Raw genomic sequence first — 23,349 nt, 5'->3', positions numbered from 1 at the left:
CTCCGCATGATTAACGGCGACGATACCCACTACCTGTTGCATTTCTTACTTAGCGGTTTCGCATTTGCTCAAATCAACAGGCATATTAACGGGATCAACCTTCCCAGGATCAACAACCGCGACCTCTTGGAGATCAAGGTCCCTCTGCCTCCTCTGGAGGAGCAGCAGCGCATCGCGACAATTCTGGGAACGGTGGAAGAGGCTCGGACGAAACAAGACGCTCTCGTCTCTGAGCTGAGCTCACTCGAAATAGCAGTTTGCGATGCGATCTTTAGCGCTGCCACTGAACAAATACGGCTCAAGGAAATCGCAGATCTTCAAGGTGGACTGACCCTCAGCAAACGCCGGAAGGATAATCCATTTGAAGTGAACTACCTTCGCGTTGGCAATGTCCAACGAAGGTCTCTTGAGCTTTCAACCGTTAAGACAATTCGCTGCAAAGAAAACGAAATACAACGGTGTGAACTGCGAAAAGGCGACGTGTTGCTCGTTGAAGCCAACGCGAACCCATACGAAGTAGGCCGCGCAGCCCAAGTCCCAGAGTTTGATACCCCAACGGTGTACCAAAACCATCTTTTTAGAGCACGCCCTAAAAATGATGTACACCCTGATTATCTAGAACAAGCAATAAACAGCATGCCTGTGCGCCGACAATTAGTCGCGCTTGCACGAACAACGTCAGGGCTGAATGGGTTTTCGATTTCACAGGCTCGGAGCTTGAAAATCCCTTTACTTAGCCAGCAGATGCAAGCCGAGCTAGCGGATCGCGTTTCGGGTTTCCGACAGGCGCGCTTCCTTCAAGAGGAGAAAGCACACAGGTTAAATGAGCTCTACGTTTCCCTGTCCTCTCGCGCGTTCGCGGGAGAACTTTAGAGCTGAGAGATAGCGAACTCACTACGGAATTCCGCGGAGCGGACAGGTCGCCACTGGTGAATACAATTCCGCGAGGCGGACAACAGTCGGTATTCAAGTGTCCGCCGGGCGGACAGATTACCACCGGTGAATAGGGCGTCGGGTGTTGATTGATGCAAAGTTCCGCGCCGCGGACAACAGGGTCGGCGCTCGAGGTGTCCGCGGGGCGGACAACCAACATCTGCGCTGGCTTTCCGCGGGGCGGACAGATCGCCGACGTTATATACGGCGCTGGGTTCCGCGGCGCAGGCAGGCATTCACCACTCATCCGGAAGCCGGGTCGTGGCGTTAAAGGTTAAACGTGGTGTATCGAAGGGGCGTCGATAAGAAAGTCACCGCTGCTTCCACTGTCCGCGGCACCCCAACTACCAGCAACTATCCCGGCATCAACCCACTAATGTGTCCGCCCGTGGATAGATAATCACCCGCTTACCCGAAAGTGAAACTGCACGAAACGGGATAAAGTCACAAACCGAGGATGCTTTTCGACAGCGAACTATATGTACGCTGCAGTAAAGCACTTTCAAAAAGCCAAACACGCAAACCGAAAAGGCAAAGCATCATGAGCAGCAACAGACCCTTATTCCGCGCAAAATGGTGTGGCATTCCCTTTATCGAGATCGCTCTGTTGCTCACCACGTTCGCAATGAACCATTTCTCCGAATCAGACGTGGAAACTATTCATGTGATAGTTCTATTGTCCTTTATCGGCCTGCTGCCCCTCAGTTTCGTTCCGATCAGAATTTTCTACGTCGACATTTTATTTCTCTTGCTAGGTGTTGCTGGATACCTCATCATCCAGTATTCCGGCGAAACTGCGGGCGTTGGGCTGGGTTGGATTTGTATGCTCCTCCTAGGACTAGGAGTAAGTGGAGTGTGTTGTCTCATTCGGAGGGTGTTAGCTCTCATGCTCGTGTGCCGCTAAGCGAAAACGCATAGAAACTCCTGGCGACACTCGCAGCACTCGCAACGCTAGACCGGACCGGCGCGCGCCTTCTGCACGGCCCGGCCGACGCGCACGCTGACCTGCACGTCCGACTCGTCAACTTCGCACGTTTCGACGCTTCCACCGTTGGCCTGGGCGGTGTCGTTGGCGGCGGAGCAGGCGTCGACACCTTGGTAGAGGGCGGTAGCCGCGGCAACGGCCGAGAGGTCGGCGGCGACGCGCGCCCGGTGGGCGTTCGCCACCCCGGCAACCACCGCCGCAACCGCAAGGGCCAGCACGGTCACCGCGGCGATGATGCCCGCCGTGGTGACGGATGCGGAGCCTTCCTCGTTTCGGAGTTGACCAAGCATGTCTAGCCTCCGAACTCGGTTGGGAAGACGGCGGTGGCCTCCATGCCGCGCACGCGGGCAGTCACGGTGACCATGCCGCCGCGTTCCTGGGTGGTGACGCGCCCGGCGGGCGGGTCGTAGTCCAGGCCGATGGCGTGCGCGCGGGCTGCGGCCCCGGCGATGTCGACCGCCGAGATGTAGGCGCCCATCGCGGCCAGCGCCGCGACGATCGCACCGGCGACGACCACCAAAGCACTCAGGGAGAGCGCTGCCTCGATGGTGTTCATCGGCTAGCCCGGCTTGTTGGTCAGGGCGTCGGTGATCACGCCTTCGATGGCGTCCGAGACGCCGTTGCTGGTGACCACCATGTAGAGTACCCCGGCAAGGGCGGCGGCCGCCAAAGTCCCGAAGGCGTATTCGATGGTCGAAAGCCCGTCGTCGTTGGATAGTTTCGCCTGCATGCGCGTGATAATTTGGGCAGCAGCAGCGTGGATAACGTTCGTAGACATTGGAATCTCCTTATTGGTTGTTGGTGTTTTAAAACAGGGTTTGGCCGAGGCTGACCACCACGGGCGCCAGGCCGAGGATGAAGAACGCCGGCAGGAAGAAGACGGTCAGTGGGAGTGCGATGAGCACCCCGGCGCGCTCGGCGCGGGCGGTGGCGTGGTCGGCGGCGTCCGCGGTCAGGCTGACCGCGATGCGCTCACATCCCGCGGCGAGGGTTGCGCCGGTGGCGTTAGATAAGGCCACCAGGTGCGCGAGCTCCTCCCCACCCGGCACCGCGCGTAGCTCCGCCCAGGCGCGTGCCGGGTCGGCCCCGAGCGCGCTGAGCGCTGCCACGGTGTGCCAGGGGCTTGGGTCCTCGCCGTGGGTGTCGGCCACTGCGCCGGCGGCGGCTGCAACCGGCAGGCCGGCGCGGCAGCACGCCGCGAAGAGCCGGATGTCGGTTGCGCTCCTGCCGGGGCTTGGCGACGGCCCGTCCCGCGGAGTCTTCGGCGCACGGGGCACGTCGCGCCCCACCCGGCCGCGCGGACTGCTCCCGGAGACGACCATCGCGCCGGCGACGCACAAAGCGGTAACAAACGTACTCATTGGGTTGCCCTTTCGATGATGTGTTGTGACGTACAGAAACCGGCCCCCACCAGCGCGGTACCGACAATGAGCAGCACCCCGCCCAGGTTGGTGCCGGCCAAAAAGTGCAGCGGGCGCGCCCCCATCGCAGCCCCCATCCCGATCCCTGCCAGCGGAAGTAGGGAGAGCACCACCGCACTCGTCTTTGGCCCGGCCAACGCCGCAGCGGTGGCGGCGCGGTGGCGCAGCGCAGCGTCGATCTCCTCGCGTGCGGCGGTGACCAGGGAGGCGATCGGCACGCCGCGTTGCACCCCGACCCGCCACAGCGCCTCCACCCGGGACAGCTCCGGGGTGCGAAGCCCCGCAGCGTCGCCGGTGCGCAGCACGTGGCAGAACAGGGAGGCGTCGGCAAGCAGGTCGGTGGGGGTGGTGTCGGGGAGTTGGTCGGTGGCGCGAAGGGTGGCGTCGAGAAGCGAGGAACCTGCCTGCAGGCTGGCGCTGATGTGGCCGAGAAACTGCGAGGCCGCCTCCTGGCGCCGCACCAACGCCTGCCCGGCGCGGCGCCGCGAGTAGGCGTAGAGCACCGTCGCCCCGACGAGCGCCGCCGCGATGACCACCGCCGCGCGATCCGTCACGATGACCAGCAGCGCCACCGCGAGCGCCACCGGCGGCACCCACCCCCAGGACACCGCGCGCGGGCGAATCCGGCGCGCAGGCACCCCTCCTGTCCAGGCCACACAGGCCGCGAATGCGAACAGGTACGTCATGGCCGCTGCCAGATCACTCGTGTGGTCACCGGGTTGCCCTCCAGGGCGCCGATCTGGTGCAGGACGCGGCGGCCGTCGGGGCGGCGCTGCATCACAATCACTGTGTCCAGCGCCGGCGCAAGCTACGCGTGCAGGGCGTCGCGCCCCATCCCGCCAAGCGCGGCGAGCGCCTCAAACCGGGCCGGGACCTCCTCGATCGCGTTGGCGTGCAAGGTGCCAGCGCCGCCCTCGTGGCCGGTATTGAGCGCCGCGAGGAGGTCCGTCACCTCCGCCCCGCGGATCTCCCCCACCACGATCCGGTCCGGGCGCATCCGCAACGACTGGCGCACCAGGTCCGCGATCGTCACCTGGCCGGCGCCCTCCGTGTTCACCGCCCGCGTATTCAGGTTCAGCACGTGCGGGTGGTTCGGGGTCAGCTCCAGGGTGTCCTCGATCGCCAGGATCCGCTCGTGCGGCGCCACCTCTGCGAGCATCGCGGAGAGCAACGTCGTCTTGCCCGACCCGGTCCCGCCCACGATGACGAAGGCGCGCCGGGCCCGCACGATTTCGCGGAGCATCTCGGCGCGTTCCTCGTCCATCGTGCCGCTGGCCACCAGCTCGTCGAGGGTGGCGGTGGTGGTGCGCAGCACGCGCAGCGACAGGCACGTGCCCGCCACGGCCGTGGGCGCCAGCACCGCGTGGAAGCGGATAATCGAGCCGTCCGGCCTGCGGAAATGGCCGTCGCAGTAGGGTTGGGCGTCGTCAAGGCGGCGCCCGCAGCGCAGCGCCAAGCGCGTGGCCAGGCGGCGCACGGACTCCTCGGAGTCGAAGCGGATCTCGCTGCGCTCGAGGCCGTGCCCGCGGTCCACGAAGACGCGGTCGGGGGCGTTGACGCAGATGTCGGTCACCTCCCCGCCGGCGAGCAGCGGCTCCAGGGGCCCGGCGCCGGAGGTGTCGTCGCGAAGTTGGCGCATCGCGGCCAGCACGTCCACGTCACTGATGACGACGGCCTCTTCGCGGATTAGCGCCGCGAGCCGAGTGGCGTCGACCTCCCCGGGCTCGTCGGCCATGCGGCGTTGCACGCGTAGCAGCAAGTCGCGGTCGATGAAGCTCATGAGGCCACCTCCTCGAGCACAGCCTTCGCCGCCTTCGCAAGCCCCGCGGGCAGACGCTGGGGCAGGCCGCGCTGCTCGACGCGCTTCGTCAGCCCGCGGACCTGGCCGATGGTGGCCACCACCCGCGAGCCAGCAATCGCGGCGATCTCATCCACCCCGATGCCGGCCCACCCGATGTCCCTGACCACCAGGACGTGCCGCAGCCCTGCTCGTTCGCACTCGGCGACCAGCTGCGCCGCCGCCGATACCGCCCTGACCTGCGGGGCGACCAGGATCGCCACTACGTCGCAGCGCGCGGGCAGCTGCGCGCACGGGGCGTCCACCACGGTCACCCCGCCGGTGCCGAGCACCTCCACCAGCGCCTCCAGCTCATCCACACCATCCCCGAGACCAGCGCCGGAGACCTCCCTGCTACACGTCATCACCGCCACGCCGTCCGGGGTGGCGGGCAGCGCGCGGCGCACGTCCTCGCGGGCGACCGCGCCCTCCCCGATCGCGATCTCGCCCCACCGCGCGCCGATCTCCTCCTCAATACCGAGCAGCAAGTCCAGCCCGCCGGAGTGCGCGTGCCCATCAACCAGGGTCGAGGGCGCCGCGGCCCTGGCGCACACCGCCGCAAACGTCGAGGCGCCCACGCCGCCGGACGCGCCCACCACGCCGATGACCCTGCCGCGTTCCTTCGGTGTCCGCAGCGCCCCAATCGCGCGCAGCAGCTGCCCGGACTGGTCCGGGACGTCGTAGGCGCCGCGCTGCTGGCCGAGCTCGAAACAATTCGGGCGGCGCAGCACTGCGGGTGGCAGGTGGGTGGCGAAGTGGGCGTCGATAAGTATGGCGAAGGCCTGCTCACAGCGGCGGGCGACCTCCGCCGGCTCGGCGCTACTGAGGTCGGTGACGGGCATACCTGTTGCCGCCGCGAGGTGCATGGCCTCGGGGTGCAGTGCCGCGTCGTTGACGGCGATGGTGATGTTGTGCGTGCTCATGGCTTCGAGCATCACCCACGCCACAACCGCCCTACAACGATTTGGAACGCGCCTGTGGATAACTCCGCTGTTCCCTGAACGCTCGACCCTGATTTGTGGATAACATTCTGCACAGCCCAACGCGTTCGTGTATGTGGCGTTAGAATGTGCCTCATGGCTTCGAACTCGGCACCGGTAGCGGCGTTTTTTGATCTGGATAAGACGATCATCGCCACGTCGTCCGTGTTCGCCTTCGGCAAAGAGTTCCTGAACAACGGCATGATCACGCGCCAGGAAGCGCTGGACCTCTACCTGACCAAAGCCGCCTACATGCTCATCGGGCAGAGCAGCGAAAAGATGGACACCACCCGCGACAACCTGGCCAACATGATCACCGGCTGGAGCGTCGAGGATGTCACCGCTGTGACCACCGAGACCATGCACAACGTGATCACCCCGGCGATCTACTCGGAGGCCCGCGAGCTCATCGAGGCGCACCGCGAGCTCGGCCACGACGTCATTATTATCTCGGCGTCGGCAAATATTTTGGTCGCACCGATTGCAAAGGAGCTGGGCATCGACATGATTGTCGCCAGCGAGGTCGAGGTTGTCGACGGCACCCTCACCGGCCGCATCACCCGCTACCTCAAAGGCGACGCCAAAGCCGAAGCCATCCGCGAATTCGTCGCCGAACACGGCTACGACCTGGATCGCAGCTACGCCTACTCCGACTCCGCCACCGACATCCCCATGCTGGAGCTGGTTGGCAACCCCGTCGCAGTCAACCCGGACCGGGCGCTGCGCAAGCACGCGCAGGCGGAGGGCTGGGACGTGCAAACGTTCAAAAACCCGGAGCCGCTGATCCAGATGCCGAACGCGAAAGAAGTCGGTATCGGGGCGTCCGTCATCGCGGGCGTGACCGCGTTAGCCGTGGCAGGGACGCTGCTGGCGAAGGCCATTAAGAAAGATAAGTCTGCCTAAGCCCTGAGGGTGTGCGACAAATCCCATCAATGGTTGCTAGGGTTGAGTGCATTCAATAATCGCAGGAAGGTTGAACATACAGTGAGCAACGAAGGTCTGTACACCAGTGGAACGTCCGCAGTGTCCGCAAAGGTTAACTCGATTCCTTTGCACGACACCGATGTCACCCACCCGGGCAAGGACTCCATCGGTACGTTGATTTCGAACGCCTCCGAGCAAGTTTCCACGCTTGTTCGCGGCGAGATTGAGCTGGCCAAGGCCGAGGTCATCGGCGAGGCCAAGAAGGGCGCCGTCGGCGGCGGCCTCCTGGGCGTCGCGGGTGTTATCGCCCTGTACTCCTCCTTCTTCCTTTTCTTCGCATTCGCCGAGATGCTGTCCTCCTGGATGCACCGGGGTTGGGCGTTCCTGATCGTCTTCGCCATCATGATCGCCCTGGCGGGCATCCTGGCGCTGGTCGGCGTGAAGAGCCTGAAGAAGATCCGCGCGCCGAAGAAGACCATCGATTCCGTCAACGAGCTGAAGAACCTGCGCCCAGGCCAGGCGCAGAAGAACCTTGCCAAGGACAGCTCGGGGCTCTACACGGGCTCGAACTAGGGCGTGCCAGACTTTTCGACGTCCCCTTCGGCCATCGACCTACCTGGTCCCTTCACCCACGAGTGGTTGCACACTCGTGGGTTGCGTCTGCATGCGGCCGTCGCGGGCGACCCTACGAATCCCCTGCTGTTGCTGCTGCACAGCGCGTTCGGCGGCTGGTATGACTACCGCAACCGCATCGCCGACTTTGCCGATTCCGGCTATCACGTCGCAGCCCTCGACCTGCGTGGCTGCGGTCTGTCCGACAAGCCGGTGCGCCGCAGCGGCGACGCCCTCCTGCTGCACGCCGGTGACCTGAAGGGCGCGATCCACACGCTGGGCCACGACTCCGCGGAGGTGATCAGCGCGGGCGCCTCCACCGTGATCACGAACACGCTGCGGGAGCGGTCCCCGCACCTGGTCACGCGCCACACCTCAGCACCATGGACCGGCAGCAAAGCCGCCTTTGTGCCGACGCCCCTCTACCGCCACTTCCCGGCCCTCTTCGACCAACTGTGGCTGCGTGACCTGCTACGCAACCAACCCGAGGACGCCACCGCCGACCACCTGCGCCTGCGCCGGGACGGCACCCACATCACCAACGCGCTGCCCTACATTCTGGAGCTCGCGCGCATCGAAGCCCGCATGTAGCTAGCGCCCGACGCACGCCCCCGTACCAACCTGCTCACGCAGCCCAGCGATCTCGCCCGTACGCTCCAGGATCTGCTGCGCGGTGAGCACGTAACCGGTCTCCGTGGCGTCCACAGAGGCGCCAAACACCATGCCCGCGACAGCGCCGGACGGGGTCAGCATCGGCCCACCCGAGTTGCCCTGACGGATATTGCCGCGGATCGTATACACCTGGCGTTGCACGTGCCGCTTCGCGTAAATATCGGGGCCAGACAGGCTGACTTGGTTGCGCACCCGCACCGGCATCGCTTCAAACGGGCCGGACTCCGGGAAACCCATCACCAGGGCGCTGTCGCCGGTGCGCAGCGTGCCCTCCGCCCAGCGCAGCGGCGCGATCCCCAGCGCCTCCGCGTGCAGCACCGCGATGTCCGCCTCCGAGTCGTAGAAGACCACTTTTGCCTTCTTCACCCCAAGCACCGTGTCCAGGGACACCGTCTCCGTACCCGCCACCACGTGCGCGTTGGTGAGCACGTAGCCGTCCTCGATCACGAATCCGGAGCCCATCAGCCGCCGACTGCAGGACTCCGCGTCCCCCATCACGTGCACCACGGAGGCGCGGACGGCGTCGACAAGCTCGGGGCGCGCAACCGACGGGTCCGGGGCGTCGACCTCCGCATGCCCATCCGAGGCAAACGGGGAAATCAGCGGCGGCAGACCCGAATCCGCCAGCACCGCCGCCACCTGCGACGGCAACTGCTTGCCCGCCGCCGGCATCGCAGCATCAATCTGCGTGAGCACCCGCGAGCTCTGCAAGTGCTTCGCCCACGCCCCCGGCAACGACGCCGCCAACGGCATACACACGCACCACACCAACGCCACCGCCACGGCCCCCTGGAACAGGGCACCGAACAGCGAATCGAGACGCTGCGCCGCCTTCCGTCGGAACCGGTCATGCATCCAGTCACCCACCGTCGATCCCGCGAAGGACCCCAGGCATACCACCAGCACAACCACCACAATCAACACCGCCACGCGCACCCACTGCGCTTCCGCGCGCTGAATCAGCGGCGGCACCCCCACCACCGCGAGCGTCAAACCGGCAACAATGCCCAGCGCCGACAGCACCGCCGAAAACGCACCGCGCCGCCAACCACTCACACAGGCGGCGAGCACGATGATGAGGATGAGGACGTCGATAAGCACTAGAGCCCCACCGCTTCCTCAAGCTCCTCCAGCGAGCCGAACTCCTTCGGGAACAACCCAACCTGCCGCCCATCGCGCAACACCAACGTCAACGGCACCACCGCAGGCAGCCCCAACGCGCCCGCGAATGCATTCTCACTGTCCTGGTAACTCGGCACATCGACACCCAGATCCCCCAACAACGCCGCCCCATTCGCAGCGTTGCCATCCGCGTGCACACCCACCACGCGCACGTCCGGGTGCGCCTTCGCCAGCGCGTCAAACAACGGCAACTCCGCGCGGCACGGCTCGCACCACCACGCCCACACGTTCACCACCGTCAAGCCCGACTCCGACTCCTGGCCCGACTCCCCACCCAAACACGGCAACGCGACGCCGGCCACGGTCGGGCCCGGGCAATCCGGGCGCTGCGCCACCTGCGCCGTCGTGGCAGGCTGGCTACCCGGCTGCGCCGGATCCCCAGATTGCAACAACTGCCACGCACCCCCAACCACCAGCGCCGACACCACCACAATCGCAGCGACGCTCGCAACCACCGACCTACTCGCGCTCACACCTGCTCCATCTCGCCCTTGACACGTTTCGCCGCCTCAGCAGGATCCGTCGGACCCTCCAGACCAAAGCTGGGACAATCGTACGCGATAGGGCAGACACCACACGCCGGCGACTTGGCATGACACACCCTCCGGCCCTCAAAAATGATCCGATGCGAAAACATCGTCCACTCCGAAGGCTCAATCAACTCCGCCACAGCATGCTCAATCTTCACCGCATTTGAGCCCAAGGAGGCGTCGATAAGCTTCAGCCTGTGCATCAAACGCTGAAAATGCGTATCGACGGTCAGCCCCGGCCTCCCAAACGCATTCCCCCGCACAACGTGCGCCGTCTTGCGCCCCACACCCGGCAAGCTGACCAGGTCCTCCAACGCGACCGGCACCTCACCCCCAAAATCCGACACCAACTTCTGCCCCAACCCAATCAAGTTCGCAGCCTTCGCACGGAAGAAACCCGTCGGGTGAATGATCTCCTCCACCTCCGCCTGCGACGCCGCCGCGTAATCCGCCGCCGTCGGGTACGCCCGGAACAGCGCGGGGGTGACCTGATTCACCCGCACATCCGTCGTCTGCGCCGACAACACCGTCGCCACCAGCAGCTCCAGCGGGCTCGAAAAATCCAACTCCGCATGGGCATCAGGGAACGCTTTCGCCAGCGTACGATTAATCCTCCGCGCGCGACGCTTCCGCGCCAACGGTGACTCCTCCCCCTTCAACACCGGATGCTTACCAGGGACCCGCCGCTGCTGCGGCGTCAACGAACCAGACATGCTTTCTCACCTTAACGGGGTAAGCGATACGATGGACGCATGGCAGTACTCTTAGTCGTCGCGATTCCCCTCATTCTCGGGTTGTTCACCATAGGAATGGAACACTTAGAGTCCGCAGTCGTCGACTAGTGGTACAGTTCCAATGTGGTGTGACTCACGCACACTTCAAGAGCTAACGTGACAACCGACACGGACTGTCACACCCGTCCACAAGGAGGATTCATGGAAGGCGCACACGAAATTCTCGCCCGCGCGGGCATATTTCAAGGCGTGGATCCCGCGGCCGTCGCAGCACTGATCCAAGACATGGAAACAGTCACCTTCAACCGCGGCACCACCATTTTCGACGAAGGTGAACCCGGCAACCGCCTCTACATCATCATCAGCGGCAAAGTGAAACTCGCCCGCCACGCCCCCGACGGACGCGAAAACCTCCTCTCCGTCATGGGCCCCTCCGACATGTTCGGCGAACTGTCCATCTTCGACCCAGGACCACGCACCTCCTCCGCAGTGTGCGTCACCGAAGTCACCGCGGCCACCATGGACTCCACGCTGCTGAAGAAGTGGATCGACAACCACCCAGAAATCTCCCAGCAGCTCCTCCGCGTCCTGGCCCGCCGCCTCCGCCGCACCAACGCGTCCCTCGCCGACCTCATCTTCACCGACGTTCCCGGCCGCGTTGCCAAAACCCTCCTCCAGCTGGCCAACCGGTTCGGCACCCAGGAAGGCGGCGTCCTGCGCGTGAACCACGACCTCACCCAGGAAGAAATCGCCCAGCTTGTTGGCGCCTCCCGCGAGACCGTCAACAAAGCCCTGGCAACCTTCGCCCACCGCGACTGGATCCGCCTCGAAGGCAAGTCCGTGGTCATCGTGAACACGGAGCACCTCGCCCGCCGCGCGCGGTAGGCTGCTTTTCTAGTTTTTGCCTGTTTTGTGAGCCCCCCGGGCCTTCCCCGGGGGTTTTCTGCCGCACTTGTGAAGTTCCCCTTCACCGTCAGTGCCAAAGGACGCACCTTCTTTTAGGTAGGCCTTTTTCTACCAGGCTTTTTGAATGTCTAGTTTCTTTTGGGTTGCGTCCCTTGGCACTGCGAGGGCCCGGCGCGCACCAAATTCCCACACCAGGCTTCGGCGACCTGGGCTTTTGCAAATCCGTCCGCCAAAAACAAGGAATCTGGTGCCGAGCGGATTGAGCCAAGCACCAAAGGCAACACAAAAGCCCTAGCTGCCAGCATCCACGACTAAGGCAACTAGGGCTCTAGAACTCGAAACGCCAGGAACTAGTGTTCCTTCAGGTAACGCAGGGCGACGCGCGTGGACTGTTCCGCGGCGCCACGGAGGACTGGGTCGACGTCGTCGTAGATGGCGTCGACAAGGGTGTTGATGTCTACGTCCTCGCCGTACTTCTTCAGGGCCTCACGGATTTGGTCGAGGCGCTGCTCGCGGCGGTCGATGTACTTGCGGGCGAACGCGGAGAGGTCCGGGGCGTCGGGGCCGTGGCCTGGGAGCAGCGGGATGTTCTTACCGCGGCGCTCCAGCATGGACAGCGTTTCTAGGTATTGGGCCAGGTCGCCGTCGGTTTCGGAGATCATGGTGGTGTGGCGGCCGGCGATGGTATCGCCGGTAATGATGCCTTCGAGCTGGTCATCTTCGACGTCGTGGGTGTAGACGAAGAAGCAGGTAGAGTCCGCGGTGTGGCCGGGAGTCGCCACGACCTGGATCTTGGGGGAGACGCCTTCGATGGAGATGATTTCGCCATCGGTGAGTGGCTCGGCGCCGTGGGTGTAGCGGGCGTCAAGAGCACGGATTGGGGCGCCGGTGAGCTGCGAGAAGCGGCGGGCGCCGTCGGCGTGGTCGTGGTGGCGGTGAGTCAGGAGGATGAGGGCAACCTTGTCCGCTTTAGACTGCAGGACGTTGAGGTGGCCTTCGTCTTCTGGGCCCGGGTCGACGACGATGCTGCATTCGTCTTCAGGGTCGCGCACAACCCAGGAGTTTGTGCCTTCGAGCGCCGCGTAGCTTGGATTGGGCGCAAGAACGACCGCGACGGATGCCGTTACAGGACGCAACTGACTATAAGCGGGATGCTGCATGCCACCCACCCTACCGCCTTGCGCGCGGAATTTGCTGCGAAACAACGCGATTCCCCCGCTTAGGGGCACCGCGCGGTATCACTGCAGCTCGACGACGAGCTCCACTTCGACTGGGCTGTCGAGCGGCAGCACGGCAACGCCGACGGCGGAGCGGGCGTGGGCGCCGGCGTCGCCAAAAATGTCGCCGATGACGTCGGAGGCGCCGTTGATCACGCCGGGCTGGCCGGTGAAGGCCGGGTCGGAGGCGACGAAGCCCACGACTTTCACCACGCGCTTGATGCGCTCGAGGCCCACCAAATTATCGACGGCAGCTAACGCGTTGAGGGCGGCCTGCCGGGCGTAGCCGTAGGCGTCCTCGGCGGAGACGTCCGCGCCGACTTTGCCGGTGGCGGGCAGGGTGCCGTCGATAAATGGGAGCTGCCCGGAGGTGTGCACGTGGTTGCCGGTCTGCACCGCGGGAACGTAGGCCGCGACGGGCGCGGCGACGGCGGGCAGGGTGATGCCGAGTTCGGTAAGGCGCGCGGCCCAATCGGTGTGTGCCATGGCCTACTCCAGCGGGCGCTTCATGTAGGCGACGACGCTGTCCGGCGTCGGCCCTGGGGTGACGGTGACCAGTTCCCAGCCGTCCTCGCCCCAGGAGTCCAGGATTTGCTTCGTGGCGTGTGTGAGCAACGGAACCGTTGCGTATTCCCATTTCGTCATGGCCACTACCCTAGACGAATTCTAGAGGCCGATAATCTCGCGGCCGGCGACGAGGTGCTCGCCCCAGTCGTTGACCTGTGGGTTCTTACGCAGGACGGCGCGGCGCTGGCGCTCGGTCAGGCCGCCCCACACGCCGAACTCGACACGGTTTTCCAGCGCCTCGGCGAGGCACTCGAGTTGGACGGGGCAGCGTCGACAAATTTCTGCAGCCTTGCGCTGCTCGGCACCTTGCACGAAGAGAGCATCCGGGTCACCTGTGCGACAGATTGCACGCGTAATCCACTCCCCACGGTCAAACACAAGATCCCCAGCAGAGTTCACGCGGCGCGGAATGGCGCGGGTGTCCTCGCAAGTCGCGGTTCCAAGAGTGGCAGTCATGAATCGGTCTCCTTTCAAGCGGAGGCAAAGTATAATACTTAGACCCATTAAGCGCTTGTAAGTGTATTCACAGGGTATGCACCTTGTAAAATGCATCACACGAAAGGTGGGGGCGTCCTATTCACTCTCTCCCGCGTTTCATTTAAGGTAACGGTGTGACTGCACTTCGTTCCTTTGGAAACCTCCTGCTCGGCCTTTGCGCCGTTGCGCTGGCGATTGCCCTGTGTTTGGTGCCGGTCGCAGGCCTGACGGGCCTCGCGATTGCGCGCACCGCGAATACAATGCAGTCGAATCTGCTCGACCTGACACACGGCGATGTCCCCGGTGTCACGACCGTTACGGACGTCAACGGCACCCCCATTGCGTGGTTATACAAACAGCGTAGATACGAGGTTCCAAGCGAAAAAATTTCAGCGCATGTAAAACATGCGCTGGTTTCCACAGAGGATCGACGCTTTTATATGCACGACGGCGTTGATATGCAGGGCTTTGCGAGGGCCATGGTGACCAATGTGCTCGCGGGTGGTGTCGAGCAGGGGGCGTCGACAATTAATCAGCAGTACGTGAAGAACTACCTGTGGCTGGTGGAGGCAGGCAATGATGAGGAGGCGCAGGCGGCGACCGAACAGTCGATCCCGAGGAAGCTGCGCGAAATGCGCATGGCATCCGACCTGGACAAAACGCTGACGAAGGACGAGATCCTCACCCGCTACCTCAACCTAGTTTCCTTCGGAAACCACGCCTACGGCATCGAGGCCGCGGCCCGCATCTACTTCGACATCCCGGCCGCTGAACTGAACCCGCCGCAGGCGGCGCTGTTGGTGGGGCTGCTGCAGTCGGTCGAGTACCTCAACCCGTACACGAACCCGGAGGGCGCGACGCAGCGCCGCAACACCGTGCTGCAGAACATGGTGAACGAAGGCCACCTCACGCAGGCGGAAGCGGACCGCTACGCGGCGACCCCACTGGGCGTGGTGGACAAGCCGAAAGGCCTGCCGGACGGCTGCATCACCGCCGGTGACGCAGGCTTTATGTGCGATTACGCCCTGCAGTACCTGGAAAGCAAGGGCCTGAGCATCGACGAGATCGAGCGCGGCTCCTACACGATCACCACCACCCTCGACCCGGCGGTGCAGGCCTCGACAGTGCAGGCGGTACGCAACAACGTCAACCCAGCCACCCACGGCGTGGCCGAGGTCCTCAACGTGATCCGGCCTGGCACGGACTCCCGCGACATCCTCGCGATGGCATCCTCGCGCTACTACGGCCTCGAGCTGGAGAAGCACCAGACGATCATGCCGCAGCCGACCTCCATGGTGGGCAATGGCGCCGGTTCCGTGTTCAAGATTTTCACGGCGGCTGCAGCGCTCGAGCAGGGCTACGGCCTCGACTCCATGCTGAACACCCCGGCGCGCTCCGTGGTCTACGGCATGGGCAAGGGCGGCGCCGCCGGCTGCCCGCCGGGCGCCTACTGCGTGGAGAACGCCGGCGTCTACCCGCCGCAGATGACGCTGCGCGACGCCCTGGCTCAGTCCCCGAACACCTCGTTCATAGAGCTCATCCAGAGCGTCGGCGTCACCCCAACAGTGGATATGGCGGTGCGCCTGGGCCTTCGCTCCTACACCGAACCCAATACGTTTGGCGACGGCCGCTCCGTCGCCCAAGCCGCGAAGGAAGAGAACATGGGCTCCTTCGTGCTCGGCCCCACGGCTGTGAACCCGCTCGAACTGTCCAACGTGGGCGCCACGCTCGCCGCCGGTGGCCGCTGGTGCGAGCCGAACCCGATCAAGAGTGTCGTAGATAAGCACGGGCAGGAAGTGTTCATCCAGCGCCCGCCGTGCGAGCAAGTCATCGACCCAGACATCGCCGGCGCGCTCGCCCTCGGCATGTCACACGACACTATCGACGGCACCGCCAAGGACGCAGCCGCCGCCTCCCGGTGGACCGCGCCCGTCGCGGCCAAGACCGGCACCACGGAGTCCCACCAGTCCTCCGCGTTCCTCGGGTTCACCCGCGGGATGGCCGGCGCACCGTACATCTTCAACGACGGCACCCAAACCACCCCGCTGTGCACCGGCCCGGTGCGCCAGTGCTCCGTTGGCAACCTGTTCGGCGGCAACGAGGCCGCGCGCACCTGGTTCCAGGCCGCCCACGGCGTCCCCGGCGCCGCGGGCGCAGGCCTACCACCGACCAACGCGACCTACACGCGCGGCACGAAGCAATCGGCGCTCGACGCCGTCGTCGGCCTCCCGGCCGCCACAGCGAAGCAGCAGCTCCAGGCGCAAGGGTTCAACGTGACCACCCAAACCGTCTTCGGCAACGGGGTGCCCGCCGGCAACGTCATCGCCGCGATCCCCGCCAACCCCGCGCTCACGCAGGGCACCATGGTGACCCTCAACGTGTCCGACGGCAGCGCCGCCTCCCCCACCGCGTCGCCGTCGGCGTCCACCCCGCCACCAACGAGCACGCAGGCCCCCGCCGTCGACTTCGACGGCATCCAGCAGTCACTGAACGACGCCCGCGATGCGCTCACGAACGTCTTCCAATAGGACTGGGTTCTAGCTCAGGCGGGCCTTAACCGCCGTTGAAAGCCGCTTGCCGTCAACACGGCCGGCGGCTTTCGCGTTCGCAGCCTTCATGACCTGCCCCATCTGTGCCATCGATTCCGCACCAACCTCGGCGACGGCCTCCTCGACCAGGGCGTCAACCTCCTCGTCCGTGAGCTGGGCGGGCTGGTATGCCTCAAGGATTTCGGCTTCGTGGAGTTCGGCGTCGGCAAGCTCTTGGCGGCCGTTCGTGGCGTAAATCTCCGCGGACTCGCGGCGCTTCTTCACCTCGCGAGCAATAATCTTCAAGATCTCCGCATCATCCACCTCGTGCTTCGAACCCTCGGTCTCAGCGGTCTGGATGGCGGCCAGCAACATACGGATCGTGCCGGTGCGTTCCTTCTCCTTCGCCTTCATCGCGGTCTTCAGGTCTGCGCGCAGCTGTGCTTTCAATTCACTCATGTGGGAAAGCGTAGTCCATCTGTACGCTAGGACGCGTGAATACTTCCCTCAAACGCCTCACGCGTGCCGCCGGCGTCATCGCTGCGACCGGCATGGCCACCGCCGCGTACGGCGTGAGCCAGCTGAACAACTACCGCCTGAAGGAATACACCCTCCCCCTCCTCCCACCCGGCACCCTCAACGGGCGGGACTCCTTCGACATCTTGCACGTCAGCGACCTCCACATGATCCCAGGTCAACGCGCCAAAGCCGCCTGGGTCTCCAGCCTCGCCGAACTCCAACCCGACCTGGTGATCAACACCGGCGACAACCTCTCCGACCCCAAGGGCGTGCCCTGGGTCTTCCAGGCCCTCGGCCCCCTCCTCGACATCCCGGGCGCCTTCGTCTTCGGCACCAACGACTACTGGGCACCCCGCCCCGTCAACCCCTTCAAATACCTCCTCGGCACCAAGCGCGAGCCCTCCTACGTCGACCTCCCCTGGGAAGGCATGCGCGCCGCATTCCAGGAGCACGGCTGGCACGACGCCACACACCGCAGGCTCGAGTTCAAAATTAACGACGTCCGCCTCGCCCTCGCAGGCGTCGACGACCCACACCACAACCTGCACGACTACTCCACCATCGCCGGCGCCCCCAACCCCGACGCCGACCTCTCCATCGCGCTTCTCCACGCCCCCTACCGGGAAGTCCTCGACGCCTTCGAGCGCGACGGCTACCAACTGGCGCTGTCCGGCCACACCCACGGCGGCCAGATCTGCCTACCTGGCGAGCGCGCCATCGTCACCAACGCCGACATCGACCGCGAGCGCGCCTCCGGCCTCCACCGCTTCGGCCGCATGTGGATGGAAGTCTCCAACGGGCTGGGCACCTCCAAGTACGCCCCCGTACGGATCTTCTGCCCGCCATCCGCAGCGCTCCTCCACATCACGGAGCGGCCCTGACCACGGCTTTTGTTTTTCGCGGGCACAGGAGTAAAGTAACCAGGTGCCCACGGGATATGGCGCAGCTTGGTAGCGCGCTTCGTTCGGGACGAAGAGGTCGCAGGTTCAAATCCTGTTATCCCGACCAATGAAACCCCGCCGCTTTCGCGGCGGGGTTTCGCGTTGCTCAGATGGGCTTGGGACCCGCGCACCACATTCCTTGTTTTTTTGGGGAGCACCGTCGGCGTTTCCCCAGGTCGCCAAGGGGCAGGGTGGGAATTTGGTGTCACCCCAACCGGGGCGAGTGCCAAAGGACGCAACATCATTTGGATTAGACGTCTAAACCCGCAGGTCCCAAAAGGCCTACTTTTTGGAAGATGCGTCCTTTGGCACTGGCTCACCATCCTTGGAGGATCCGAGGACAGTCATGCCGTGGTCGAAGCCCTCGGGCTGGCATGCCTGGACGATCAGGGAGATCGCCAGACCGCCGACTGCGATGACTCCAAGCGCGATAGCAACGGGCTGCAGCTGACGGGCATCAATACCGAACTGCCTGTTGACGGCGGCAATCTGGTCCTCGAACCCGCGGCCTACGTGGCGCAGGGAGTCGTTGAACTGCCCAAGAGCGGCGTTGATCTGGGGCTGCATCGTGTTCGCAACGCCAATGCCAACTGCGGCGGCGAGCCCGATTGGCAGCAGCCAGAGGATCGGGCTGTTGAGCGCGAACATGTTGGACATGCAGCGCTTGAAGCCGTCGGCAGATGAATCGGCGGGAGCGGGAGTAGGCGTAGAAGGCGCAGGCGTGGTCGGGCTCGGGGCTGCACCGCCCTTCGCGATGACCCCCACGACTGTTTTCACCTCGTACGTTGCGCCCGAGGCGGTGGTGACCATGACTGGGATGTCGACCTTTTCGCCTACTTCGGCGGAGGCGGGTGGGGTGACCAGCAGGTCGCCGGTTGCGGACACGGAGGCCCGCCACCCGGTCGGCAGGGCGCCGAGCTTGTAGGTGTTGCCGTCGGTGTGGCCGCTGATCTTGATGGACGTCGGCACGCCCGGCGCGGTGATGGCCGGCGGGTACGACGGTGCTGGCGCGATAGGTACAGAAGGAGCAGTCGGAGTGGCAGTCGGGGACGGCTCCGGCGCAGCAGTCGCGGAAGAAGTAGGTTCAACTGGCCCGGTCGGCACGTTGGCCACGGTGAAGACGGCCTGGGTGGTGTAGGCCTCGCCGTGGGCTGGGGTGACGGTGACGGGGACGCGGATCCAGGTGCCTGGGGTGGTGGACTTCGGCGCGGTCGCGGTAACGGTGCCGTGCTCGTCGACGCTGACCTTCCAGCCATTGACCCGGTCGGGTACCGAGTAGCGGTTGCCGTCGGTGGCGTTGGTTGCAGGCTGAGTACTCGTCTCGCCGGGAAGGACGGAGGCGGAGGCGTAGCTGACGTGCGGGGATTCGTCGGTTTCCTTGATGGCCGCGAATGCCGGAACGACCAGGATGGCTCCGTCGGTGTAGGTGACCTGAACGGGGATGAGGATGGAGTCGCCGGGCTTGGCGTCGGCTGGTGGCGTCGAGAAGACGCGGCCGTGCTCGTCGACGGTGGCGGTCCAGCCTGGGATGGTTGGCTTCCACTCGGGGTCGATTTCGAAGGTGGCGTCGGAAGGAACCTTGGAGCCTTCGTGGAGAGGGACCTCGTCGGTTGCGCCCGGTTCCTGGACGACCTTGCCGTAGGTTGGCACGATGTGGCCGACGCCGACCTCGATGATGCGCTTGACCGGGGTCTTGGTCGTGGTGGTGTGTTCGACGGGGTTGCCGACGACGTGGCCGTCGACAAGCTGCCAGGTCTTCTCCGTGATGGTTTGGCCGTAGGAGCCTTCCTGGATGGTCTTGACCACGCCGGCGGGCAGGCTGTCTACCTGGCGGATTTCGGTCTCGAACGGCACGGGGGTGTGGATGGTCTCGCGTAGCTCTGTCTGCTTGGATTCCTTCTTGGTGCCGACCAAAATGACCTGGTCCTCAGCGTCGACGACCTGCGGTTTCTGCGCGATGCCGTCGATAATTTTGTAGGAGATCCTGCCCACCTTCCCGCGCTGTGCGACCTTGTGGGTGCCGGCTTCGAGCGTCGGGTCTTCCCGGATAATGACGCGGTACGGTGTCTCTTCAGACCAGTGGATTTCCGGCGTGACGCCCGGTGTTTCCTTCGTGCCGACGCGCACGATGCGGTCCTGCGGGTCCGCGATGCGCGTCTGCTCGATGCGTGTGCTGACCACCTCGGAGTTCGTGATGGTCCTGGTCGTGGTCACTTTGTCGGTGCCGAGCACGCCGGGGTGTTCGGCGTCGACGACCTGCGTGCCTACGTCGAGTGTGGGGTCGAAGACGATCTGCGTCTCAAACGGCACGATCACTTCGTACTCGGTGTTGATGTCGAAGGAGACGTCAGGCGCGGGCTCCCTGACCACAACGAATGCGGCGGTGACCACGTCTTTCGAGCCGTCCTGGTAGGTAACGGTGACGGGGACGTTGAGGTGGTCGCCAGACTCGGCGTCTTTCGGTGGGGTCGCAGTGACGGTGCCTTTGCCGTCGACGCGCAGCTTCCAGCCGTCGAGGCTCGCGGGCACGCTGAACGGCGTCTTTTCCGCGAGGTCGCGGGCAGGGATGCGGGTGGGCTCGGTGATCTCAGATCGCTTGTCGACGCCCGGCTTCGCCTCCTGCTGCTCGTATCGCGGCTCGTAGACGGCGCGCTGCTCACCGAGGACGACCACGGTGGCGACGATGATGGCGGTCGTGCCGTCCTTATAGGTCACGCGCACCGGGATGTCCGCGGAGCTGCCCGGTACGGCGCGCTCGCTGACCGGGGTGGTGATGGTGCCCGTCTTCGGGTCGATCTTGACCTGCTCCCACCGGAGGTTACGCGGCGGAGCGATGTAGTGCTTGTCCTTCGGGTCCGTGATCAGTGCGAACTTCGGTTCCGAAATGTCCCGGACGCTTCCAGTGTCCAGCTTGCTCGTGACCGTGGTGCCCGGCTTGCCCGACTTGGTTTGGTACCGCGGGTTGTTCATGCCCTTGTCGTCGCCGACGACGGTGAACGCCGCCGGGACGTCCGCCTCGGAGCCGTCCGGGTAGCGGACGTGGATGTCGATGATCGCCTGGTCACCGGGCCGCGCATCCTTCGGCGGAGTGGCCGTGACCACGCCCTCCTTCGACACGTCGAACGTCCAGCCGTCCGGGAGTTGCTCCGGCAGGCTGTATTTCGCCTTCACCGGGTCCGCCAGCAGGGTGCTGATCATCGAGGAGACCGGCAGCCCGGGCTTGGTGAAGCTCTGCGGGTAGTTCGCAACGTCGGTGCCCGTACCGTCGCCGATCACGTTGATGGTGGCGGTGGTTTCCTGCGGCACGGCGCCGCTAGCGTAGTGGGTTCGCACCGGCACCGTGATGTAGGCGCCCGGCAGCGCGGTGTCCGGGATGGTGACGGTCAGCTCGCCGGTGGTGGCGTCGAGAGTGACGCTCCAGTCGCCGACTTTGTACTGCTGGGAGCCGTTAGGGAAGGTGTAGCGGTTCGGTGTTTCGTCGTGCGCGTTGCCGCCGAGGCCAACCTTCGGCACGGTCGGCGTAAGCGTCACGCGGTCTGCCGCCTCACCCGAGACCGAGCCATATGACGGCACCTTCACGTCCGAGAACACCTGGAAGGACACCGACGCTTCGTCGGTTGTGCCATCCGGGTAGGTCGCCTTCACCACGGGTTTGATGGTGGTGAAGTTCGGCACGGTTGCCTTCGCCTTGGCGATGACGGTGCCTTCCTTATCGACTGTGACGTTCCAGCCGTCTTTGTCGGAGGGGGCGTCGATAAGCTCGAATTTCTTCGGCTTGATGACGTCCCCCTTGCCCAGCACCCGCGTCAGGCTCGCCTTGGCGGTAAGTGTTGTGTTTTGGGCGCCCCGCACTGGCTCCGCGGGGTACTCGAGGTTGGTCTGCTGCGTGTGATTCGGCTCGACGACAACGAGCAGCGGGATGGCGTCCTTGGAGCCGTTCGAGTAACGAACATGCACCACAGGCTGCGCAAACGTCCCAGGGGTCGGCTTATCGACGCCCTCCGGCGCCGTCATGATCACCCTGTAGTCGCCCTTTTCCTCGTCGGCGAACTTGGCGGTCCAGCCGTCGTAGACGAGGCTCTCGTCGAGGGTGATGGTGGCGTCGAACTTCTCCCTCAGGTCGGCGAGGGTGTGCCCGTTTGCGTCGGGAAGCTCCTCGAAGACAATCGCATCCTTTGAGATCCCGGAGGTGATGGTGACCTCAGACCTGGTGAACTGCGGATCGTGGTAGAGCGTGTCGTCGACGCTGATCGCGTGCGAGCTGAGCTCGTTGGCGGTGTTGTAGCGTGGCAGCGCAATGGAGCTGTCCGTCACCCCAACCCTTGTATCTTCGTACGCGTGGTTCTGAGCGATAGCCTCGAGCTCCTCGACGCTGCGCGGCAGCGCAACCGCGGTAAACGTGAGGCCCTGGAGGCCGTCGAGCTCGGCGTCGTCGGCGAACTTCGGCCAGGTAAGGAAGAAGTCGGAGCCGTCACGAGTGATGGTGACGTGCTCGAGCACCTTGCCGCTGCCGTCCGCGACCTGGATACGCAGGCGGCTCAGGTCACGTTCCGTGAACATCCCGCCAGCAGAGGCGATCTTGACCTTCTCCCCCGGCTTGATCACGGCCTTCGAAATGTGCTCCCAATCAAGTTTGAGGGGGACGCAATCGTCGGTCTCGCTCGGCCAAGGGTTTGCGTTCGCGTCAGCTTGGAAGTTTTGGCTTTTGAAAAACCTGTGGTCAGAGTCTTCCTTTGTGTAAGCCCCTTTCCACGCAAAGGTGAGCCCTTCCGGACTCACGGCTTGTTGCTGGAACTGTTCCGTGAAGGGGAACGCGCCGTTCAAGTTGCGCTGAACTCGGGAAGCGGTAATCTCGGCGGGCTCAGCAGTGTTGTTCACCGTGAACGGGTTACCGCCATCGAGCTTCTCACCCGCGGGGACAACGCCTAGCTCGCCAGCTTCGACTGGAACAGGCCCGCTGTCGCTAAACCCTGTATCCGTGAAGGTGCGCTGCTTGTCCGCGTTGAAGTGCAGCTGGATGCCGAACTCAGTTGCACTCTCGGAGTACTCGCCAGGGTTGAGCGCGTCAAACCTGAAACCCGCAACGTCCTTGCCGACATCGTCCTTCTCCAGCACCACTCGGCAGGCATCATCGCCCAGCCCCTCTGACTTCGCCTGCTGCTCAGCGCCGATCACCGCACCGGTGTACGCCAAGTTCTCCTGCGCATATGCAGCAGGGGAAGGTACAACCACAGCCGCGCTCCCCAACGCGAGCGCTATCGCAGACGTTACGGTAACTCCAACACGTACTTTCCGACGCCCCGCGCCCGGAAATGTGCCTTGCATGTGGCTGCCCTTCACTTTTCACAACGATTTGTCAGTAACAGCGTAATTCGGGCTGTGCG

22 protein-coding genes, 1 tRNA gene and 1 pseudogene are annotated in these 23,349 nt (G+C 64.4%); 8 read left to right on the top strand and 16 right to left on the bottom strand.

The window, feature by feature from the left end; all coding sequences use genetic code 11:
• Nucleotides 1-873: restriction endonuclease subunit S (locus tag QP802_RS05605; RefSeq protein ID WP_284817765.1), on the top strand; the 873-nt coding region annotated here is incomplete at its 5' end.
• A 1,011-nt stretch (nt 874-1,884) separates the two neighbouring features.
• Here QP802_RS05605 and QP802_RS05600 read toward each other — a convergent pair.
• The 7 genes and pseudogenes from QP802_RS05600 to QP802_RS05570 all read right to left on the bottom strand — a co-directional run bounded on the left by QP802_RS05600 (nt 1,885) and on the right by QP802_RS05570 (nt 6,099).
• A complete protein-coding gene (locus tag QP802_RS05600) occupies nt 1,885-2,208 on the bottom strand; it encodes an Rv3654c family TadE-like protein (protein WP_284817764.1) in 324 nt (107 codons plus the stop codon).
• A gap of 2 nt (nt 2,209-2,210) precedes the next feature.
• Nucleotides 2,211-2,474: a hypothetical protein gene (locus QP802_RS05595; RefSeq protein WP_256060114.1), complete on the bottom strand. Its 264-nt coding sequence runs from the start codon at nt 2,472-2,474 to the stop codon at nt 2,211-2,213.
• A 3-nt stretch (nt 2,475-2,477) separates the two neighbouring features.
• Entirely contained in the window at nt 2,478-2,648 is a 171-nt protein-coding gene (locus QP802_RS05590; protein ID WP_083290824.1) for a DUF4244 domain-containing protein, read from the bottom strand.
• A 76-nt stretch (nt 2,649-2,724) separates the two neighbouring features.
• Complete coding sequence (locus QP802_RS05585; protein WP_284817763.1) at nt 2,725-3,195, bottom strand: type II secretion system F family protein; 471 nt, start codon at nt 3,193-3,195, stop codon at nt 2,725-2,727.
• An 80-nt stretch (nt 3,196-3,275) separates the two neighbouring features.
• Nucleotides 3,276-4,025, bottom strand: a complete 750-nt coding sequence (locus QP802_RS05580) for a type II secretion system F family protein (RefSeq protein WP_284817762.1) — start codon at nt 4,023-4,025, stop codon at nt 3,276-3,278.
• Nucleotides 4,022-5,119, bottom strand: a pseudogene (locus QP802_RS05575) (TadA family conjugal transfer-associated ATPase). The gene QP802_RS05580 and the pseudogene QP802_RS05575 overlap by 4 nt, the downstream one beginning before the upstream one ends.
• Nucleotides 5,116-6,099 (bottom strand): CpaE-like family protein, encoded by a 984-nt coding sequence (locus QP802_RS05570; RefSeq protein ID WP_284817761.1) that lies wholly within the window; start codon nt 6,097-6,099, stop codon nt 5,116-5,118. The pseudogene QP802_RS05575 and the gene QP802_RS05570 overlap by 4 nt, the downstream one beginning before the upstream one ends.
• Before the next feature lie 153 nt (nt 6,100-6,252).
• On the opposite strand from QP802_RS05570, the gene QP802_RS05565 reads away from it, so the two are divergent.
• The 3 genes from QP802_RS05565 (at nt 6,253) to QP802_RS05555 (ending at nt 8,283) form a co-directional block, all read left to right on the top strand.
• Nucleotides 6,253-7,059, top strand: a complete 807-nt coding sequence (locus QP802_RS05565; RefSeq protein ID WP_070975168.1) for an HAD family hydrolase — start codon at nt 6,253-6,255, stop codon at nt 7,057-7,059.
• An 81-nt stretch (nt 7,060-7,140) separates the two neighbouring features.
• Complete coding sequence (locus QP802_RS05560) at nt 7,141-7,653, top strand: phage holin family protein (RefSeq protein WP_070363251.1); 513 nt, start codon at nt 7,141-7,143, stop codon at nt 7,651-7,653.
• 3 nt (nt 7,654-7,656) lie between these two features.
• A complete protein-coding gene (locus QP802_RS05555) occupies nt 7,657-8,283 on the top strand; it encodes an alpha/beta fold hydrolase (RefSeq protein WP_071573609.1) in 627 nt (208 codons plus the stop codon).
• On the opposite strand, the gene QP802_RS05550 is transcribed toward QP802_RS05555, so the two are convergent.
• From QP802_RS05550 to nth, 3 genes are read right to left on the bottom strand one after another with little or no spacing between them, the layout of a single operon-like run.
• A complete protein-coding gene (locus tag QP802_RS05550; RefSeq protein WP_284817760.1) occupies nt 8,284-9,465 on the bottom strand; it encodes a MarP family serine protease in 1,182 nt (393 codons plus the stop codon).
• Nucleotides 9,465-10,019 (bottom strand): TlpA family protein disulfide reductase, encoded by a 555-nt coding sequence (locus QP802_RS05545; RefSeq protein WP_284817759.1) that lies wholly within the window; start codon nt 10,017-10,019, stop codon nt 9,465-9,467. The genes QP802_RS05550 and QP802_RS05545 overlap by 1 nt, the downstream gene beginning before the upstream one ends.
• The gene (gene nth / locus QP802_RS05540) at nt 10,016-10,789 is read right to left on the bottom strand and encodes an endonuclease III (protein ID WP_284817758.1); all 774 of its coding nucleotides are present in this window, start codon (nt 10,787-10,789) and stop codon (nt 10,016-10,018) included. Before nth ends, QP802_RS05545 begins: the two co-directional genes overlap by 4 nt.
• A 222-nt stretch (nt 10,790-11,011) precedes the next feature.
• Here nth and glxR point away from each other — a divergent pair, with 222 nt between their 5' ends.
• Nucleotides 11,012-11,695 carry a CRP-like cAMP-activated global transcriptional regulator GlxR gene (gene glxR, locus QP802_RS05535; protein WP_070363256.1) on the top strand — a complete coding sequence of 228 codons (684 nt, stop codon included), beginning with the start codon at nt 11,012-11,014 and terminating at the stop codon, nt 11,693-11,695.
• A gap of 371 nt (nt 11,696-12,066) precedes the next feature.
• On the opposite strand, the gene QP802_RS05530 is transcribed toward glxR, so the two are convergent.
• The 4 genes from QP802_RS05530 to QP802_RS05515 all read right to left on the bottom strand — a co-directional run bounded on the left by QP802_RS05530 (nt 12,067) and on the right by QP802_RS05515 (nt 13,956).
• A complete protein-coding gene (locus QP802_RS05530) occupies nt 12,067-12,876 on the bottom strand; it encodes an MBL fold metallo-hydrolase (protein ID WP_284803929.1) in 810 nt (269 codons plus the stop codon).
• A 78-nt stretch (nt 12,877-12,954) separates the two neighbouring features.
• Nucleotides 12,955-13,419, bottom strand: a complete 465-nt coding sequence (locus QP802_RS05525) for a RidA family protein (protein WP_070363257.1) — start codon at nt 13,417-13,419, stop codon at nt 12,955-12,957.
• 3 nt (nt 13,420-13,422) lie between these two features.
• On the bottom strand, nt 13,423-13,578 hold the full coding sequence (locus QP802_RS05520; RefSeq protein ID WP_145945277.1) for a Sp36 family protein: 156 nt from the start codon (nt 13,576-13,578) through the stop codon (nt 13,423-13,425).
• A gap of 21 nt (nt 13,579-13,599) precedes the next feature.
• On the bottom strand, nt 13,600-13,956 hold the full coding sequence (locus tag QP802_RS05515; RefSeq protein WP_083290794.1) for a WhiB family transcriptional regulator: 357 nt from the start codon (nt 13,954-13,956) through the stop codon (nt 13,600-13,602).
• Nucleotides 13,957-14,111: 155 nt separating this feature from the next.
• Here QP802_RS05515 and QP802_RS05510 point away from each other — a divergent pair, with 155 nt between their 5' ends.
• The gene (locus QP802_RS05510) at nt 14,112-16,505 is read left to right on the top strand and encodes a transglycosylase domain-containing protein (protein ID WP_407933405.1); all 2,394 of its coding nucleotides are present in this window, start codon (nt 14,112-14,114) and stop codon (nt 16,503-16,505) included.
• A gap of 9 nt (nt 16,506-16,514) precedes the next feature.
• On the opposite strand, the gene QP802_RS05505 is transcribed toward QP802_RS05510, so the two are convergent.
• Complete coding sequence (locus QP802_RS05505) at nt 16,515-16,964, bottom strand: GatB/YqeY domain-containing protein (RefSeq protein ID WP_071573607.1); 450 nt, start codon at nt 16,962-16,964, stop codon at nt 16,515-16,517.
• 92 nt (nt 16,965-17,056) lie between these two features.
• Here QP802_RS05505 and QP802_RS05500 point away from each other — a divergent pair, with 92 nt between their 5' ends.
• Together QP802_RS05500 and QP802_RS05495 are read left to right on the top strand one after the other, a co-directional pair.
• Nucleotides 17,057-17,905 carry a metallophosphoesterase gene (locus QP802_RS05500; RefSeq protein ID WP_284817766.1) on the top strand — a complete coding sequence of 283 codons (849 nt, stop codon included), beginning with the start codon at nt 17,057-17,059 and terminating at the stop codon, nt 17,903-17,905.
• 50 nt (nt 17,906-17,955) lie between these two features.
• Nucleotides 17,956-18,032, top strand: a tRNA-Pro gene (locus QP802_RS05495).
• Nucleotides 18,033-18,247: 215 nt separating this feature from the next.
• On the opposite strand, the gene QP802_RS05490 is transcribed toward QP802_RS05495, so the two are convergent.
• Nucleotides 18,248-23,197: a YPDG domain-containing protein gene (locus QP802_RS05490; protein ID WP_284817757.1), complete on the bottom strand. Its 4,950-nt coding sequence runs from the start codon at nt 23,195-23,197 to the stop codon at nt 18,248-18,250.
• Nucleotides 23,198-23,349: the final 152 nt, after the last annotated feature.

This window comes from Corynebacterium sp. UMB10119B (assembly GCF_030228125.1).
GTDB lineage: Bacteria > Actinomycetota > Actinomycetes > Mycobacteriales > Mycobacteriaceae > Corynebacterium > Corynebacterium pseudogenitalium.
This window is presented reverse-complemented; position numbering and strand designations above follow the sequence as displayed.

Bases quoted from the DNA above. Each gene is read 5' to 3' on its own strand.
- QP802_RS05580 (WP_284817762.1), bottom strand. From the start codon at position 4,025: ATGACGTACCTGTTCGCATTCGCGGCCTGTGTGGCCTGGACAGGAGGG.
- glxR (WP_070363256.1), top strand. From the start codon at position 11,012: ATGGAAGGCGCACACGAAATTCTCGCCCGCGCGGGCATATTTCAAGGC.
- QP802_RS05525 (WP_070363257.1), bottom strand. From the start codon at position 13,419: ATGGCACACACCGATTGGGCCGCGCGCCTTACCGAACTCGGCATCACC.
- QP802_RS05500 (WP_284817766.1), top strand. From the start codon at position 17,057: ATGGCCACCGCCGCGTACGGCGTGAGCCAGCTGAACAACTACCGCCTG.
- QP802_RS05570 (WP_284817761.1), bottom strand. From the start codon at position 6,099: ATGAGCACGCACAACATCACCATCGCCGTCAACGACGCGGCACTGCAC.
- QP802_RS05590 (WP_083290824.1), bottom strand. From the start codon at position 2,648: ATGCAGGCGAAACTATCCAACGACGACGGGCTTTCGACCATCGAATAC.
- QP802_RS05515 (WP_083290794.1), bottom strand. From the start codon at position 13,956: ATGACTGCCACTCTTGGAACCGCGACTTGCGAGGACACCCGCGCCATT.
- QP802_RS05565 (WP_070975168.1), top strand. From the start codon at position 6,253: ATGGCTTCGAACTCGGCACCGGTAGCGGCGTTTTTTGATCTGGATAAG.
- nth (WP_284817758.1), bottom strand. From the start codon at position 10,789: ATGTCTGGTTCGTTGACGCCGCAGCAGCGGCGGGTCCCTGGTAAGCAT.
- QP802_RS05530 (WP_284803929.1), bottom strand. From the start codon at position 12,876: ATGCAGCATCCCGCTTATAGTCAGTTGCGTCCTGTAACGGCATCCGTC.
- QP802_RS05520 (WP_145945277.1), bottom strand. From the start codon at position 13,578: ATGACGAAATGGGAATACGCAACGGTTCCGTTGCTCACACACGCCACG.
- QP802_RS05595 (WP_256060114.1), bottom strand. From the start codon at position 2,474: ATGAACACCATCGAGGCAGCGCTCTCCCTGAGTGCTTTGGTGGTCGTC.
- QP802_RS05600 (WP_284817764.1), bottom strand. From the start codon at position 2,208: ATGCTTGGTCAACTCCGAAACGAGGAAGGCTCCGCATCCGTCACCACG.
- QP802_RS05505 (WP_071573607.1), bottom strand. From the start codon at position 16,964: ATGAGTGAATTGAAAGCACAGCTGCGCGCAGACCTGAAGACCGCGATG.